General features: G+C 66.5%; 17 protein-coding genes. 11 read left to right on the plus strand and 6 right to left on the minus strand.

The window, feature by feature from the left end:
• Positions 1-125: 125 nt before the first annotated feature.
• From IB273_RS08640 to IB273_RS08650, 3 genes are read right to left on the minus strand one after another with little or no spacing between them, the layout of a single operon-like run.
• Positions 126-1,175, minus strand: a complete 1,050-nt coding sequence (locus IB273_RS08640) for an alkene reductase (protein WP_192223873.1) — start codon at positions 1,173-1,175, stop codon at positions 126-128.
• A gap of 30 nt (positions 1,176-1,205) precedes the next feature.
• Complete coding sequence (locus tag IB273_RS08645; protein ID WP_192223874.1) at positions 1,206-2,369, minus strand: MFS transporter; 1,164 nt, start codon at positions 2,367-2,369, stop codon at positions 1,206-1,208.
• Positions 2,370-2,416: 47 nt separating this feature from the next.
• Entirely contained in the window at positions 2,417-2,746 is a 330-nt protein-coding gene (locus tag IB273_RS08650) for an ArsR/SmtB family transcription factor (RefSeq protein WP_138215930.1), read from the minus strand.
• A gap of 129 nt (positions 2,747-2,875) precedes the next feature.
• On the opposite strand from IB273_RS08650, the gene IB273_RS08655 reads away from it, so the two are divergent.
• Both IB273_RS08655 and IB273_RS08660 read left to right on the plus strand, forming a co-directional pair.
• Positions 2,876-3,469, plus strand: a complete 594-nt coding sequence (locus tag IB273_RS08655; protein WP_192224498.1) for an ACP phosphodiesterase — start codon at positions 2,876-2,878, stop codon at positions 3,467-3,469.
• Positions 3,470-3,544: 75 nt separating this feature from the next.
• Positions 3,545-4,405, plus strand: coding sequence for a universal stress protein (locus tag IB273_RS08660; protein WP_225601570.1), 861 nt, complete (start codon positions 3,545-3,547; stop codon positions 4,403-4,405).
• A 161-nt stretch (positions 4,406-4,566) separates the two neighbouring features.
• Here IB273_RS08660 and IB273_RS08665 read toward each other — a convergent pair whose 3' ends face one another.
• The gene (locus tag IB273_RS08665; RefSeq protein WP_151188292.1) at positions 4,567-5,334 is read right to left on the minus strand and encodes a lysophospholipid acyltransferase family protein; all 768 of its coding nucleotides are present in this window, start codon (positions 5,332-5,334) and stop codon (positions 4,567-4,569) included.
• On the minus strand, positions 5,334-6,089 hold the full coding sequence (olsB, locus tag IB273_RS08670; RefSeq protein WP_081516358.1) for an L-ornithine N(alpha)-acyltransferase: 756 nt from the start codon (positions 6,087-6,089) through the stop codon (positions 5,334-5,336). Before olsB ends, IB273_RS08665 begins: the two co-directional genes overlap by 1 nt.
• 148 nt (positions 6,090-6,237) lie before the next feature.
• On the opposite strand from olsB, the gene IB273_RS08675 reads away from it, so the two are divergent.
• The 5 genes from IB273_RS08675 (at position 6,238) to IB273_RS08695 (ending at position 10,272) form a co-directional block, all read left to right on the plus strand.
• Entirely contained in the window at positions 6,238-7,134 is an 897-nt protein-coding gene (locus tag IB273_RS08675; RefSeq protein ID WP_192223875.1) for an acyl-CoA dehydrogenase family protein, read from the plus strand.
• Between the two features lie 105 nt (positions 7,135-7,239).
• Positions 7,240-8,025 carry an MBL fold metallo-hydrolase gene (locus IB273_RS08680; RefSeq protein ID WP_192223876.1) on the plus strand — a complete coding sequence of 262 codons (786 nt, stop codon included), beginning with the start codon at positions 7,240-7,242 and terminating at the stop codon, positions 8,023-8,025.
• A gap of 132 nt (positions 8,026-8,157) precedes the next feature.
• Positions 8,158-9,285 carry a serine hydrolase domain-containing protein gene (locus IB273_RS08685; protein ID WP_192223877.1) on the plus strand — a complete coding sequence of 376 codons (1,128 nt, stop codon included), beginning with the start codon at positions 8,158-8,160 and terminating at the stop codon, positions 9,283-9,285.
• Positions 9,282-9,629, plus strand: coding sequence for an amidase (locus IB273_RS08690; RefSeq protein ID WP_081516354.1), 348 nt, complete (start codon positions 9,282-9,284; stop codon positions 9,627-9,629). Before IB273_RS08685 ends, IB273_RS08690 begins: the two co-directional genes overlap by 4 nt.
• Before the next feature lie 43 nt (positions 9,630-9,672).
• Positions 9,673-10,272 (plus strand): YceI family protein, encoded by a 600-nt coding sequence (locus tag IB273_RS08695; RefSeq protein ID WP_192223878.1) that lies wholly within the window; start codon positions 9,673-9,675, stop codon positions 10,270-10,272.
• Positions 10,273-10,874: 602 nt separating this feature from the next.
• Here IB273_RS08695 and IB273_RS08700 read toward each other — a convergent pair.
• Positions 10,875-12,374 carry an MFS transporter gene (locus IB273_RS08700; protein WP_192223879.1) on the minus strand — a complete coding sequence of 500 codons (1,500 nt, stop codon included), beginning with the start codon at positions 12,372-12,374 and terminating at the stop codon, positions 10,875-10,877.
• 109 nt (positions 12,375-12,483) lie between these two features.
• Here IB273_RS08700 and IB273_RS08705 point away from each other — a divergent pair, with 109 nt between their 5' ends.
• The 4 genes from IB273_RS08705 (at position 12,484) to IB273_RS08720 (ending at position 16,578) form a co-directional block, all read left to right on the plus strand.
• Positions 12,484-13,389, plus strand: a complete 906-nt coding sequence (locus IB273_RS08705) for a LysR family transcriptional regulator (protein ID WP_192223880.1) — start codon at positions 12,484-12,486, stop codon at positions 13,387-13,389.
• A gap of 112 nt (positions 13,390-13,501) precedes the next feature.
• Complete coding sequence (locus tag IB273_RS08710) at positions 13,502-14,077, plus strand: YceI family protein (protein ID WP_081516350.1); 576 nt, start codon at positions 13,502-13,504, stop codon at positions 14,075-14,077.
• On the plus strand, positions 14,074-15,231 hold the full coding sequence (locus tag IB273_RS08715) for a phospholipase D-like domain-containing protein (RefSeq protein ID WP_081516349.1): 1,158 nt from the start codon (positions 14,074-14,076) through the stop codon (positions 15,229-15,231). Before IB273_RS08710 ends, IB273_RS08715 begins: the two co-directional genes overlap by 4 nt.
• A gap of 51 nt (positions 15,232-15,282) precedes the next feature.
• Positions 15,283-16,578 (plus strand): acyltransferase family protein, encoded by a 1,296-nt coding sequence (locus IB273_RS08720; RefSeq protein WP_192223881.1) that lies wholly within the window; start codon positions 15,283-15,285, stop codon positions 16,576-16,578.
• The last annotated feature ends 46 nt before the right edge of the window (positions 16,579-16,624 follow it).

Here is a 16,624-nt window from a genome sequence, read left to right on the forward strand (position 1 = left end):
ACGCCATCCTACAGGTACCGGTAACTCTGGGTGCCCATTGCAGGAGCGGCTGCGAATTTTCAGGACAACAAAAAAAGGGCGCCTTCGCATGAAGGCGCCCTTTTCATTGGGGCAGGAACCCGCCGTTACAGGCGCGGGTAGTCCAGGTAGCCGACCGGGCCCTTGCCGTAGAAGGTTTCCGGGTGCGGCTCGTTCCAGGCGGCGCCTTTTTCCAGGCGGGTCACCAGGTCCGGGTTGGCGATGAACGGGATGCCGAAGGCCACTGCGTCAGCCTTGCCGCTTGCCAGCCACTCGTTGGCGCTGTCCTTGGTGAAGCGCTCGTTGGCGATGTATACGCCACCGAAGAGCTCCTTCAGTTTCGGGCCGATGCTGTCGTCGCCGGCCTTCTCGCGGGTGCAGATGAACGCCACGCCGCGCTTGCCCAGCTCGCGGGCTACGTAGCCGAAGGTGGCCAGCGGATCGGCGTCGCCCATGTCGTGGGAGTCCATGCGCGGAGCCAGGTGCACGCCGACGCGGCCGGCACCCCAGACGCCGATCACGGCATCGGTGACTTCCAGCAGCAGGCGGGCACGGTTCTCCACCGAGCCGCCGTACTGGTCGGTGCGCTGGTTGGTGCTGCTCTGCAGGAACTGGTCGAGCAGGTAGCCGTTGGCGCCGTGGACTTCCACGCCATCGAAACCGGCGGCCTTGGCGTTCTCGGCACCGACGCGGTAGGCCTCGACGATGTCGGCGATCTCTTCGGTTTCCAGGGCGCGCGGGGTGACGAATTCCTTGATCGGACGCACCAGGCTGACGTGGCCGGCCGGCTTGAGGGCGCTCGGCGCTACCGGCAGTTCACCGTTCAGGTACAGCGGGTCGGAGACGCGGCCCACGTGCCACAGCTGCAGCATGATGCGACCGCCGTTGGCGTGTACGGCCTTGGTGATGTTGGTCCAGCCGCGGACCTGGTCGTCGGACCAGATGCCGGGGGTGTCCGGGTAGCCCACGCCCATCGGGGTCACCGAGGTGGCCTCGCTGAGGATCAGGCCGGCGTCGGCGCGCTGGACGTAGTACTCGGCCATCAGTGCGTTGGGCACGCGGCCTTCGTCGGCGCGGCAGCGGGTCAGCGGGGCCATGACGATGCGGTTGGGCAGTTCCAGGTCACCGATGACGATGGGGTCGAAAAGCGTGGTCATTGCGTTACTCCGGGGCGTGAGGGTGGAGGATCAGTCGAGGACGGGTTGTGTCTGGTTGGGCTTGCCGCTGAAGGCGATCATCACCGCGATCAGCGCGAGTACGGAGAGCACAGCGCCGGCCAGGGGCACGCGGGGCAGGCCCAGGCCGTGGTCGATGACGCTGCCGCCGACCCAGGCGCCGATGGCGTTGCCGACGTTGAAGGCCCCGATGTTCAGGGTGGCGACGAGGTTCGGTGCGGCGCCGCCGACGCGGACCACGTTGACCTGCAGGGCGGGCACCGCGGCGAAGGCCGCGGCGGCCCAGATGAACAGGGTGATCTCGGCCGGGATCAGCGAGGCGCTGGTCCAGCTCAGGACGGTGGAAACCACTGCCATGGTGGCGAACACGCCGGCCAGGGTGGTGCCCAGGCGCCAGTCGGCCAGGCGGCCGCCGAGGATGTTGCCCAGGGTCAGGCCGAGACCGATCAGCACCAGGCTCCAGGTGATGCCGCGCGGCGAGACCTGGGTGACTTCGCCCAGCAGCGGCGCGACGTAGGTGAACAGCGCGAAGACGGCAGCGGAGAACAGCACGGTGGTGCCCAGCGCCAGCCACAGCGGACCGTTGCGCAGCGCGGCGACTTCCTTGCGCATGTCCACCGCTTCTTCATCGTGTTTCTTCGGCAGCACGCTCCACAGGCCGATCAGCGCGAACACCCCGATCAGGGTCACCGCCCAGAAGGGCGAGCGCCAGCCGGCGATCTGGCCCAGCGCGGTGCCAGCCGGTACGCCGAGCACGTTGGCCAGGGTCAGGCCGGTGAACATCAGGGCCACGGCGGACGCCTTGCGGTTGGCCGGCACGAGGCTGGCGGCGACCACCGAGCCGATGCCGAAGAAGGCGCCGTGACACAGGGCGGTGATGATCCGCGCCAGCATCAGCAGGCCGTAGTTGGCGGCCACCGCGCAGAGCAGGTTGCCGAGGATGAAGATGCCCATGAGCATCAGCAGCGCGGTCTTGCGCGGCAGACGGGCGGTGAGCAGGGCCATGATCGGCGCGCCGATGGCGACGCTGAAGGCGTAGCCGCTGACCAGCCAGCCGGCGGCGGGAATGGTCACCGAGAGGTCGCCCGCAACCTCGGGCAGCAGGCCCATGATCACGAATTCCGTGGTGCCGATGGCAAACGCGGACAAAGCGAGGACGAGAAGCGAAGTGGGCATTTGCCTGCTCCTGGAGAGTGGGATTGTCTTGGCTGGCAGTAGCCGGGTTACAGCGCTTCGCTCAGGTGGCGAACAAAGGCCTGGATGGTTTCCTCATTACGTTTGAAGAAATTCCACTGGCCGACTTTTCGACTGGTCACCAGGCCCGCGCGCTGGAGGGTGGCCAGATGCGCGGAAACGGTGGATTGCGACAGACCGGTGCGCTGGTCGAACTTGCCGGCGCAGACGCCGATCTCGAAGGATTGGTGCTCCTGCTCGACGAAGAACTGCTCAGGGTCCTTGAGCCAATGCAGCATGTCGCGCCGCACCGGGTGGGCCAGGGCCTTGAAGATTTCTTCGAGGTCGATGTCAGGATCGAGATGGGTTTGTTCAGTCATGGGGCACATCGGTATATCGCGTTGGGACGAACTATATATCGGTCAAAAGCGATATGAATTCGTTTGGGGCGATAGTAATGATCGACACCCGTGATAGTAGCCGCTGACCACCCGCGCTACTCTCTGCCCATGAACTACCTCGCGCACCTTCATCTGGGCGGCGACCGGCCCGCCCAACTGCTCGGCAGCCTCTATGGCGACTTCGTCAAGGGACCGCTGGCCGGCCAGTGGCCCGCCGAGATCGAGGCAGGCATCCGCCTGCACCGGCGCATCGACGCCTTCACCGACAGTCACGCCTTGATACACAGTGCCAAGACGCGCTTCCCCAGCGAGCGCCGGCGCATGGCCGGCGTACTTCTGGACGTGTTCTTCGACCATTGCCTGGCCCGCGACTGGGGGCGTTTCTCCGGCGAGCCGCTGGAGCACTTCACCCAACGGGTCTACGGTGTACTGGGCCGCACGCCCGGCCTGCCGGAGCGTCTGGCGCGCATTGCACCGCGCATGGCCGCGCAGGACTGGCTGGGCAGCTATCGGGAGTTCGAGGTGCTGCAGGACGTGGTCGCCGGGATGTCCCGGCGCCTGTCCAGGCCGTCCCTGCTGGATGGCGCCTGGGATGAACTGGATCGCCTGTACGAGCCATTGAGCAGCGATTTCCGTGAGTTCTATCCCCAATTGCAGACCTTCGTCAGAAATCTGCCGAATACGATGGACGGTCCGGCCTGACTTGATATGCGTCAACCGCCCGACGGCCCATAGCGTGTGCAATAGACACATCTGAAGGACGACGAGAGGAGCAGCATGATGAAGTCGTTAATGGTCGCAACGGATCTGTCCGGCCGTTCCGAAAAGGCTTTGCACCGTGCGGCAGCGCTGGCCAAGCGCTATGCCTGTCCCTGGACCGTGCTCTACGTAGTCGATGAAGACCAGCCTTCGGCGCTGGTCGAGCAGGAAGTCACCCAGGTGCGCCTGATGCTTGAAGCGCGGCTGGTGGAGCTCACCGAGCTGGGCGGCACCTGCCCGAAACTGCTGGTGGAACGTGGTGATCCGAATCAGCAGATCCTCGCTGCGGCGAAGCAGCAGGACTGCGAGATGCTGGTGATGGGTGCGCACCGCAAGAGCGTGCTGCGCGACATCTTCGTCGGCACCACGGTCGAGCGAGTGCTGCGCGCCGGGCAACTGCCGGTGCTGGTGGTCAACCAGCCGGCCGGCGGCCAGTACCGCGACCTGCTGATCGCCCTCGATACTTCGCCGGCCTCGGCTCACGCGGTGGAAGTGGCCGATGAGCTGGGCTTGCTTGAAGGCGCCGTGCGCCGGGGCGTCTACGCCTTCAGCCCGCTGGCCAAGGGCATGATGCAGTACTCCGGAGTGAGCGAGGAGCGCATCGACGAATTCGTCGGCAGCGAATCCCGCCAGGCGGTGGACGAGCTGAAGAAGTTCCTCCACGAGCGCCATCTGGAAGAGCGCATCGATGAGCAACTGGTGGCCGTCGGGCTGCCGGGCAACGTGTTGCAGCGGATGGTCGACAAGCATCGGCCCGATCTGCTGGTCATGGGTACTCGGGGTATGGGTGGGATCAAGCGTGCCCTGATCGGCAGTGTTGCCGACTACGCTCTGCGCGAACTGGATTGTGACATCCTGGTCGTGCCGCCGGAGGCTTGAGCCTGCGGCGCCTGGAGACTGTTTTCAGGTTGCGTCGGGTGGCTCGAGGGTGCCGCCCGGCGCAGTTTGAAAGCCGTTTCGTCAGAGTGGGAACCCGTCGGCCGTAGGTTACGGCGGGCTCCAAACCCACTTCGTCTTTCCTGTCGCTTTCCTGGCAGGCCTCAGGCCGCGATGGCCGATTCTTCCTGAACCTCACACACCACTGCCTGAATCGCGGCGTGCGCCTGCTTCGCCAGCAGGTTGCGGTCCTGGTGGGCGCTGGACAGCGCCGGCAGCAGGTGAATCTCCACGACGCCCCGATCATGGTCGAACAGGCGCTTCAGGTGGCTGACCAGATCGTCGTCACCGATGAAGGGCGCCAGTTCGCACGCCTGGTCGTTGCGGCGGTAGCGCAGCGCTACCGGCTGCACCGGCACGCCGGCTTCGATGGCGCTGGCCATCAGGCGGCCGTGGAAGGTGCGCAGGCCCGTGCCGTCGGTGGTGGTGCCTTCGGGGAAGACCAGCAGCGAACGGCCGCGCGACAGGTGCGTGGCCAACTGCGCATTGATCATCCGTGCATCGCCTGAGCCACGGCGAATGAACAGCGTGCCGGCCTTCTCCGCCAGCCAGCCGGCCAGCGGCCACTGGCGCACTTCGGCCTTGGACAGGAAGGTCAGCGGCAGCAACCCGCCCAGCAGCGGGATATCGACCCACGACACATGGTTGGAGACCCACAGCATCGGCTGCCGTGGCAGCTCGCCGTGAACCTGCAATTGGAAGGGCAGGGCACCGGACAGGCGCGCCAGGAACCAGCGCGTCAGTCGCTGGCGCAGGGGCATGCGGTCGCCGGGCAGGCGCTCCAGCAGGCTGACGAAGCTGGCCAGCGCGAGGCCCACCAGCAGCAATGACAGCAGGCGGGCGACGCGCAGCCAGGCGCGCAGGCTGCGCATCAGACCGCGGCCTTGAAGTGGCGGGCGTAGCGCGGGCAGAGCTCGTCGCGCTTGAGCAGGATGAACACGTCGGCAACGCCGAAGTCCGGGTCCCAGCAGGGCTCGCCGCAGATCTTCGCGCCCAGGCGCATGTAAGCCTTGAGTAGCGGCGGCAGTTCGGCGGTGAGGTTGTCCGGCACGTCCATCGGCGGCAGCGGGGTCTTCGGTTCGGCGCGCAGGTTCTGCTGGCACAGGTAGCGGTCGCGCAGGCGTTGCATGACCGCGCGGGCCTGGATGCCGCCGTCGCGCATGGGAATGCTGGCGCAGCCCATCAGGTAGCGGTAGCCGCCTTCGTTGAGCACTTCGGCCAGTTCGCTCCAGAGCACGGCGATGGTGCCGCCGTTGCGGTAGTCCGGGTCGACGCAGGTACGGCCGATTTCCAGTACCGGGCCCTGCAGGTTGTCCAGGCCGTCGAGGGCGAATTCCTCTTCGCTGTAGAAGCGACCCAGGCGTTGCGCTGCGCGGTGGTCGAGCAGGCGGGTAGTGGCCACCAGCGCGCCGGTGTTGAGGTCGCGCACGCCGATGTGGGCGCAGTGACGGTCGTAGTCGTCCATGTCCAGCCCCAGGTCCGCGCCCTTGAGCTGGGCATCGAACTCGCTGCTGAACACGCGGTAACGCAGGGCCTGGGCTTCGCGCAGGGCGCGGGCGCCGCGCAGACGCACGGCCTTGAGACGGCGCTGTGCCGGGGTGTCACAGGAGAGGGCGATCTGACTCATGCGAGTGCCTCCGTGAACCGGCCATGCGGGTTGCGGCCGGTCGGCTTTGTTGTGCAAGCTCAGGCTAGGAATGACCGGTGTCACGCCCATGACGGTGTGGTGATGCTTGTATGACAAGAACAACGACCTCGAAGGAAGGAGCGCCGCGATGCCCTGGAAATGCCTGCTCGGCCCGCAGGACCGGTTACCGCCCGGCCTGGCCCTGGACGACTGGTACGCCGAATTGCTCTCCCGCGCAGAGTGCGCCGGCAGCTTCGAACTGGCGGTGCTCGGCGGTCGTCTGGCGACTTCGCCAGGGCTGGCGTTTCTCGCTGGCTACCAGGCGGCGCTGCGCGCACTCTGGCCGGCTGCCCCGCGCAGCCTCGGCGCGCTGTGCGTGACCGAGAAGAAGAGCGTGCGCCCCGCCGACCTGCAGACCCGCCTCGAGGGCCTGGTGCTGCACGGTCGCAAGGACTTCGCCACCGCAGCCGACAGCGCCGCCTGGTGGCTGGTCGCCGCGCGTGACGAGGAGGAGGGCGAGCCGCCGCGCATCGCCATGACCGTGGTGCAGGCCGGCGCCCCTGGCGCGAAGCTCGAAGCGCTGCCGGCCCTGCCGCTGATGCCCGACATCCCCCACGCCCGCCTGCTGCTCGATGGCGCCCATTGCGAGCGCCTGCCCGGCGATGGCTGGGAGGCCTACAGCAAACCTTTCCGTACCCTGGAAGACACCCATGTGCTGGCCGCGGTCTGCGCCTGGCTCTATGGCCTGGCCGTGGAACACCAATGGCCGGCGGAGCTGAGCCTGCGCCTGACCGGCGTACTCGCCGGTTGCGCCGAAGTCAGCCGGCAGCCCGCCTCGCAGCCGGAAACCCACCTGCTGCTGGCCGGCGTGTTCAGCCAGTTCGAAAGCCTCGCTTCGGCACTGGATGCCGCATTTGCCTCAGGCGCTGCGGAGCTGGCTGCGGTGTGGAAGCGGGACAAGGGCGTGCTGGCCATCGCCGGCTCCGCACGGGCCAAACGCCTGGAGAAAGCGAGGGTGGCAATAGGCCTTGACCCACGTCAGTGAGGGCTTGGGGAGGGGACGTTAGCCTTACAGAAGTTTCTGAGATACCTAGAAATTTCCGTAGGGCTACCCACTGTTTTCCCTCCCACTGCTTTAGGAAATCCCCTCATGCGACGCGAACCCATCGTGCTGTTCGACGACGGTAAACACCAATGCCTGTGTTTCGACGATCTGGTCAGCGGCGACGGTGTGCAATCCAACCAGTTCCTCATCGTCGACCACGACAAGCGCCTGCTGCTCGATCCGGGCGGCGACCTGACCTACACCCCGTTGTCGCTGGAACTCTCCAAGCTGTTCCCGCTGCAGGACCTGGACTACATCTTCGCCTCGCACCAGGACCCGGACATCATCGCCGCGCTGGACAAGTGGCTGCTGCACACCCGCGCCAAGGTCATCTGCTCGAAACTCTGGGCACGCTTCCTGCCGCACCTCACGGCCAGCTACCTGGCGGTCAGCCATGGCATCTCCACCTATGACCGCGTGATCCCGCTGCCGGACCGTGGCGAATCGGTGCAGCTGGGCCGCTGCCAGCTGAAGATGATCCCCGCGCACTTCCTCCACTCGGTGGGCAACTTCCAGGTCTACGACCCGATCAGCAAGATCCTATTCTCCGGCGACATGGGCGCCTCCCTGGTGGACGACGCCAGCCCGGTGCAGGACTTCGCCGCCCACGTGCCGCACATGGAAGGTTTCCACCGCCGCTACATGGCCTCGAACAAGGTCGGCCGGCTGTGGGCCAACATGGTTCGCGGCCTGGACATCGAGATGATCGTCCCGCAGCACGGCCGGCCCTTCGTGGGCAAACCGATGATCACGGCATTCCTCGACTGGATCGCCGACCTGCAATGCGGCATGGACCTCATGGGGCCGGACGACTACCAGGTTCCGCGCTAGCGCGCTCGTGCTGTAACAAGCGCGGCGCTGACCGATTGCGCCAATCGTCCTTGATTACGGCACGATCGGCGCTTAATCCGTCATCTTCACCGTGCTAGGGTGCGGGCCGACCTGATAACAAGAGGCCCGCCGATGCCCTTTGCCCCCTTCCGCCCAGCGCTGCGCGCGCTGGCGCTGGCCACCTGCCTGCTGAGCAGCCACGCCCACGGTAGCGAAACCTGGCCCGAGGCCGACTGGCCCCACGGCGCCACGCCCAGCGGCGCCGCTGTGCAGGCGTTCGAGAGCTACGCCTTCCCCACGCGCGACGACGGCACCCGCAAGGGCGTGCGCACTGACGCCGTGGTCGTCATTCGCGATGGCCAACTGATCTACGAGCGCTACGCCGGCCCGACACGCGCCGAGACTCCGCACCTCGCCTGGTCGATGAGCAAGAGCGTGATGGCCAGCGTCCTCGGCGTGGCCTTCGGCGAGGGGAAATTCCAGCTCGACGACCCGGTCGCCAAGCATTACCCGGCCTTCGCCGAGCACCCCGACATCAAGATGCGCGACCTGCTGCACTGGGCCTCGGGCCTGGCCTGGCAGGAAGAGTACGAATACGCGCCGGTACGCTCCTCGGTGGTGGCGATGCTCTACACCCGTGGCCGCGACGACATGGCGAAGTTCACCGCCGGCTTCCCCGCGGATGCCGAGCCGGGCAAGCGCTTCCGTTACTCCAGCGGCGACAGCAACGTGCTCTCCGCCACGCTCAAGCAGATGGTCGGCAAGGACTACGCCAACTACCCCTGGACCGCGCTGTTCGAGCCGCTGGGCATCCAGTCCGCGGTCTGGGAGCGTGACGCCAGCGGCACCTTCGTCGGTTCGTCCTACGCCTACATGACCGCCCGCGACCTGGCGCGCATCGGCCTGCTGATGGAGCGCGACGGGCGCTGGAAGGATCGCCAGTTGCTGCCGCAGGACTGGCTGAAATTCGTCCTCGCGCCATTCCCCGAGTACCAGCCCGATCCGAAGAAGCCCAATGAGGCGGTGCCCGGCGGCCAGTGGTGGCTCAACCGCCCGGTGGCCGGTGCGCCCGCGCCCTGGCCGGATGCGCCCGAGGACACCTTCGCCGCCCTCGGCCACTGGGGCCAGGCGCTGTACGTGATTCCCGAACAGAAGCTGGTGATCGTTCGCTACGCCGACGACCGCGACGGCAGCTACCAGCACGACACCTTCCTCAAGCTTGCCCAGGCGGCCTTCGCCCACGGGGAGGTGCAGCCATGATCCGCCGCCATCCGATCCTCACCGCCCTGGTCCTTCTGCTGCTCGCGTTGGTGACCACGGCCTGGCAGAACCGCATCCACCTCGCCGCCTTCCCCGGCATCATCGGCGCCTATACCGCCAAGGAGTACTGCTCCTGCCGCTACGTTATGGGGAACTCGGCGGACTATTGCCGGGCCTATACCAAACAGTACGTGCCGACCAGCGCCTTCCTCGACGACGAAGCGCGCAAGCGGGTGACCGCCCGCGGCCTGGGCAGTACGCAGACAGCCGCCTGGCTCAGTGCGCGCGAGGGATGCCAACTGATGCCCCAGGCGGACGATTTGCCCGAATCGGGCAGCCACTGACGGGCGCGCTCCACGGAGCGGGGCGACCCGCTTCGGAGGATCAATGCATTCTTTTGTAACAGGAGCTGTATGCGCGTTGCTGGTGCTGGCCAGCCCCCTGGCCCTGGCCGAATGGCAACTGGACGGCGACACCTCGCGGATCAGCTTCGTCTCGGTCAAGCGCGGCAAGATGGCAGAAGTGCAGCGTTTCGACCGCCTCTCCGGGCAGATCGACGACAAGGGCGCGGTGCGTGTGGTGGTGCCGCTGGAGTCCATCGACAGCGGCCTGGCACTGCGCGACGAGCGTATGCGCAATGCCTTCTTCGAGATCGAGCGCTTCCCTGAGGCGATCGTCAGCAGCCAGCTGGACCTCAGCCGTTACGAGGACCTGCAGGTCGGCCAGTCGCGCCAGGAAACCGTGGATTTCAACCTCGACCTGCACGGCCAGCAGCGCCGGCTCAAGTCCGAGGTGCTGGTCAGTCGTCCCAGCGAGAGCCGCGTCGAAGTGACGACCATGGAGCCGCTGGTGCTCAAGCTGATCGACTTCGACCTGGAAGAGAAGCTGGAGCCGCTCAAGGAAGTCGCCAACGTCCCTTCGATTACCCCTGAGGTGCCGGTGTTTGCGGTGCTGGGGTTCAGTCAGGTGATCAAGCAGGCGCCGTGATGCTCCGCGGTGGAGTGTAGGAGCGGGCTATGCCCGCGATCGCGTACCCCGGTTCCAGTGTTTGGGATCTGCTGCCTCAGCGTGGGAGTTCCAGCGCCGCTTCAGCGTGCGCGAGAACTTCTTGTTTCGCCCCCTCGGGCGAGTCCCTTTTGGCAAACGCCCCAAAAGGAACCAAAAGGTCTTGCCCCGGACATCCGGTTTTTCGCTTAGGCGAAAAATTCCCTCGTTGAAGCGAAGTTTCAGGGGCACGCGCTGACGGGCCATCCCTGGCCCGACAGCGCTCTCGCGGCATCCATGCCGCTCAACCCCTGAAACTCCGCTTCAACGAGGCCTCCTGAACGGGGCGTTCGGAGTGCGCTGAGGTTTATCAGGAAGTCTTCAAGTACCAGAGCCATACCGGGATATGTGGCTTTTCGTAGCGAGCTTGCTCGCGAACCGCACGGCACGCTGTCCACTTCGAAAAAGCGGACGGCTCTACGCCCGCGCCGCAATCGCCGGCACGTCGGGCTGGAAGCGAAACCCCGAGCCCACGCTGCAACTGGAAGCGCCGATGATCACGAAGGTGAGCAGCAGGATGGTTTTCATGGTGATGCTCCTGTCATTCAGGATTGGACAGCCTCCAGTCTAGGCCGCGCCGCCCGATGCGCGCCGAAGGTCAGGAAACTCCCCGCCGCGAACAGCCAGGCAGCGATCCCGCCGTAGCCGAGCACCCAGCCGAATCCCTGCACCAGTGCCGCACGGGCGGCGTCCGGATCGTCCGCACCCAGCCGGCCGCTGGCGATGCTGGCCGCCAGTTGCAGCTTCTCGCCACCCTCTACGTCGTGCAGGGCTGCGGCGACGCCGGAAAGCAGGATCAGCCCCATCACCGCGATATTGATCGCCAGGGAGATCATCCGCGCGCTCATGTCGATGCCTGAGGCCATGCCGGCGCGGGTGGCGGGCACGGCGGCGGTGGAGGTGTTGGTCACCGTGGTGTTGGTCAGCCCCAGGCCGATGCCGGCCAGCACGCAGCCGGGCAGCAGGGTCAGCCAGCTGGCATGGTCCACGCTGCTGCCCCAGAGCATCAGGAAGAAGCCGGCGCCAATCACGAACATTCCGCCGGGAATCACCCAGCCGGGGTGGAAGCGATGCGCCAGGCGCTCGGCGATCGGCGGTACCACCAGCGTCGGCAGGGTGTAGGCGAGCAGCGACCAGCCGGCTTTCACGTCGTCGTAGCCGAGCACGCCGTGGTAGTAGACCGGCAGGTAGATCATCAGCGGCCAGAAGCTCACGTTCATCCCAGCCGAGGCGAACATCGCGCCGGAGAATGCGCGGATGCGCAGCACCGAGAAGTCGAACATCGGGTGGGCGACGCGGCGCTCGATCAGGACGAAGGCCGCCAGGCTCGCGAGGCTGAGCAGCAGGATGGCCAGCGCCGCCAGGCTGGCGTAGCCCATGTCGGCGCCCTGGGTGATGTAGAACACCGTGCCGAGCACTGCCAGCGACAGCGTGAGCATGCCGCCGACATCCAGCCGCTCGGCATCCGGATCGCGCGACTCCACCGCGCCGTATTGCGCCAGCGCCAGGGTGAGCAGGGCGAGCGGCCCGTGGACAAGGAACACCCACTGCCAGCTGGCCAGGGCGACGATGGCGCTGCCGACGATCGGCCCGAAGCCCAGGCCGATGCCGAACACCACACCCCAGGCGGCGAAGGCGCGCACGCGCTCGGCCGGGTCGCTGAACTGACTGGTCAGCACGGCCACCTGGCAGATCAGCATGACCCCGCCGGCGGCGCCCTGCAGGAAGCGCCCGGCGATCATGGTCGGCATGTCGCCCGCCAGCCCGCAGAGCAGCGAGGTCAGGCCGAACAGTGCCAGGCTGATGACGAACAGGCGCTTGCGGCCGAAGCGGTCGGCCAGGGTGCCGGCGGCCATCAGCACGCTGGTGACGGCAATGGTGTAAGCGTTCATCACCCATTGCAGGTCCTGGAAGTCGCCGTGCAGCACGCGCTCCAGGGCCGGCAGGCTGGCCGGCACGCTGGAGATTTCCAGGCCGAACATCATCGAGGACAGGCACACCGCCGCCAGGGCGATGAGGTTTCTTGGGTTGCGGTGGGCAGTCATGGGAGTGGGCTCCATAGGGCGAGCCACCATTGTCGAAAAGAACAGGGTTCCCCATTGGCTCCATTTGGTCCCATCATTGAGTCTTTTCAGGATTCAAAGGGGAAGGGTGATGGATGACCGTCTCGATGGCATCGCTACCTTCGTTCAGGTGGTCGACGCCGGCAGCTTCGCCCTCGCGGCGGAGCGCCTGAGCCTTACTCGTTCGGCGGTGGGCAAGGCCATCGCCCGGCTGGAGGCGCGCCTGGGCGTGCGCCTGCTGCAACGCACCACGCGCAGCCAGAACCTCACCGACGACGGCCAGGTGTTCTACGACAGCTGCGTGCGCGCGCTGGCCGAGCTGGACGCCGCACATACCGCGCTGGAGGGCGGGCGGATGGAGCCGCGCGGGCGCCTGCGGGTCAGCGTGCCGATCTCCTTCGGCCACCTCTGCGTGGCGCCGCTGATGCTGGCGCTGGCGCGGCAATATCCGTCATTGAAGATCGACCTGTCGTTCACCGATCGCCGCGTCGACCTGGTGGAAGAGGGCATCGACCTGGCCGTGCGCATCGGCCCGCTCAGCGACAGCGCCACACTCGCCGCCCGCAAGCTGGGCGTGCAGTACACCGGCATCGGCGCGGCGCCGTCGTACATCGCCGAACATGGCATGCCCGACCACCTCGACGATCTGGTCGGCCACGCTTCCATCAGCTATTCCGTGGCTGGCGTCACCTCGCCCTGGGACATGCGCGATGACGACGGCTACGCCAGGCGCATCGAGATGGACCCGCAGCTGAGCATGGACGACCTGCAAGCCATCACCGCCGCCGCCGTGGCCGGTTTCGGCCTGGCACGCCTGCCGACCTGGCTGTTGGCGCGGCACGTGAAGCGTGGCGAGCTGGTGGCGGTGAAGGGACGCTGCAGGCTGCCGCCGCTGGAGATCCATGCGGTGTGGCCGAAGACGCGCTACATGCCGTCGAAGATTCGTTGCGCCATCGATGCGCTGGTGGCCGGTGTTCCCGGGTTGCTGGCCGACTGAACCATTGGCGCTCACACCTGCCCAATGGGCTCGCCGGTCGGCCGGTTTGCAAGCCGACGGCGGGCCGCTATCGTTGGCCGTTGATCCATCCGTTTTCCATGTAAGGGATTCCATGCGCTCGCTGTTCGCCTTTCTCTTCGCGGCCTGCTTCGCCGCTTCTGCCCAGGCTGCCTGGTACCTCGACTACGAGTCCTCGCGGCTGACCTTCGTCACCACCAAGAACGCCGATATCGCCGAGGTGAACCGCTTCCTGGTGATGCACGGCAAGGTGGAGGAGCAGGGCCGGGTGGAGCTGCGTATCGAGATGGATTCGCTGAGCACCGGCATCCCGCTGCGCGATGAACGTGTGCGCGATCAGCTGTTCGATACCGAGAAGTTCCCCGAGGCGCGCATCACCTCGACCATCGACCTGCGCCCCATCACCGATCTTGCCAACGGAGTGCAGCTGGAAACGCGCCTGCCGCTGCGCCTGGAGCTGAACGGTCAGGCGAAGGACTACCGCACCGACGTGCTGATCACCCGCCTGGACGAGCATCGCTTCCAGGTGGTGACGCTCTCGCCGCTGGTGATCAACGCCGCTGACTTCGGCCTCGCGCCGGGCGTGGCGCAGCTGCGCAAACTGGCCGGGCTCAAGAGCATCGGCCTGTCGGTGCCGGTGGGCGCCGTGCTGATCTTCGCCTCGCGGTGAGCGGGCCGATCTTCCCCTGGCGGACGGGCAACCGTTTCGCCCTGCTCTGCGATGGCGAGCGCTTTTTCCCGCGCATGTTCCAAGCCATCGACAGCGCCGAGCGGCAGATCGAACTGGAGCTGTACCTGGTGGAAAGCGGCAGCTGCGCCGAGGCGCTGCTGGATCGCCTGCTGGCTGCGCGCTCGCGCGGCGTGAAGGTGCGTTGCCTGTTCGACGCCTTCGGCAGCCTCAAGCTCTCCAGCGCCTGGACGCGCCAACTGCTGGAGGCGGGCGGCGAGCTGCGCCACTACAACCCGCTGAACTGGAAGGCCGGCATTCGCAACCTGTACCGCGATCACCGCAAGCTGTTGCTGGTGGACGAGCGCATCGCCTATGTCGGCGGTACCGGCGCCACCGACGAGTTCTGGTCCGCGCGGGAGAACCGCAGCGACTGGCACGAAGTGATGGTGGAGATGACCGGCCACATCGTCGCCGACTGGCAGCGGCTGTTCGAGCGGCAGTGGAATGCCTGTCTCGGCGTGCGCGCCTGGAAGCCCCGCGAGGAAGTCCTGCTGACCCGCCTGCCGCCGATCCCCAACTACGGCGAAGGCCTGGCGCGGGTCGCCTATGCCGACGCCGGCCAGCACAGGGACATCCTCCAGGCGCTGGTGCGTTCGCTGCGTGGCGCGCACCAGCGTGTGTGGCTGGCGACGCCTTACTTCCTGCCGACCTGGAAAGTCCGCCGCGCCCTGCGCAAGGCCGCCCAGCGCGGTGTCGACGTGCGCCTGCTGCTCACCGGGCGCCTCACCGACCATGCTCCCGTGCGCTACGCGGGTCAGCGCTATTACCCCGGCCTGCTGCGTGCCGGGGTGAAGATCTTCGAATACCAGCCGCGCTTCCTTCATCTGAAGATGGTACTGGTCGATGACTGGGTCAGCGTCGGCTCGTGCAACTTCGATCATTGGAACCTTCGGTTCAATCTGGAGGCCAATGTAGAAGCGTTCGATCCGTCGTTCACCGCGGCGGTGGCCGATTGCCTGGCCGCCGACTTCGCACAGAGCCGCGAGATCGACCTGGGCTTCTGGCGCGCGCGTCCCTGGTGGAAGCGCCTGCGCGAGCGCCTGTGGGGCTCGCTGGACCGACTGGTGGTGAACTTCCTCGATCGCCGCCGCTGATGTCGTTGTGGTTCGTCCAGCTGTCGTTCGCCTACCTGGAAGGAGAGAAGCGTGGAGAACATACAAAAAAAGGAGCGTTTCATCGGGCTGGAGTGGCTGCGCTTCCTGATGGGCCTTTATGTGGTGATCTATCACACGCTGCACAGCTACCCGGCGGAGCAGAAGTTCGCCGGCCTCGATGACCTCACCGCATTGGGCTTCTTCGCCACCAGCACCTTCTTCGTGCTCTCCGGCTTCCTGCTCTGCCACGTCTACGTCACCGACGGGCAGCTGCGCGAGAGCCCGCGCAGCTTCTTCACCAAGCGCCTGTCCAACCTCTACCCGCTGCACATCTTCTCGATCCTGCTGACCATCACCGTGCTGCTGGTGGTGAGTGGGCTGGGCATCGGCCCGGACCTCGATCAGGCGACACCGCGCTTCGTCATCTACGACACCAACGAGGCCGTCGGTCGGCTGCAGCCGGAGCTGTTCCACCACTGGATGAGCGATCGCGAGCTGCTGTTCAACAGCATTCTCCAGCTCACCATGCTGCAGGCCTGGAACCCGTATTACCTGACCTTCAACGCGCCGCTCTGGTCGCTTTCGACGCTGTTCTTCTTCTACCTCTGCTTCCCCTTCGTCGCACCGCGCCTGGCGCGCCTGCAGAACAAGTGGCGCTGGTTGCTGGCGCTGTGGGTGCTCTACCTGATCCCGCCGATCCTGGTGGTCGCCAGCGAGCAGTACGGCATGCCCTGGACCGGCCTGCTGCACCGCAACCCGCTGCTGCGTTTGCCGGAGTTCCTCAGCGGCATCCTCGCCTACGGGCTGTTCCGCGAGTACAAGGACGCCGGCCGCCTGCCGGGGCGCGGGATGCTGGTGGCGATGGGGGCTTTCGTGCTGGCCAATTTCCTCGTCGCCGATTACCTCTACACCCACGGCGCCAAGTACTGGTACTTCCTCCTGCATAACGGCCTGCTGCTGCCGGCGCAGTTGGTGCTGGTCTACATGAGCGCCTTGCCGCGCGATCCGCAGAGCAGCCTGATCCGCCACTGGTCGCCGAGGCTGGGGGCCGCTTCGTTGTCACTGTTCGCCCTGCATGTGCCGCTGTTCACCCTGTTCTCGCGCACCGAGAAGCTGATCCGCGCGCCGGGCGACTGCCTCGCCGACTGGGCCTTCTGCGTCGAGGCGGCGACCCACCAGCAGCTGTCGCTGTGGCTGTATCCGCTGTTCCTGCTGTTCATGGTCACCAGTTGCGTGCTGGTGCAGGAGCGCTGCGTAGTGCCGGTGCGCAAATGGCTGGTGCGCCACCTGTTGCCGGCGCCGCCCGCACCGCCCGCCACGCGGCGACGGGTGGTGACCGAGTCCTGAGGCGCGTCCGTCGGCCACACCCGCGAACTGCCTTGAAGGCTGGCGC

It is taken from the genome of Pseudomonas sp. PDM19, from assembly GCF_014852215.1.
Taxonomy (GTDB): Bacteria; Pseudomonadota; Gammaproteobacteria; order Pseudomonadales; family Pseudomonadaceae; genus Pseudomonas.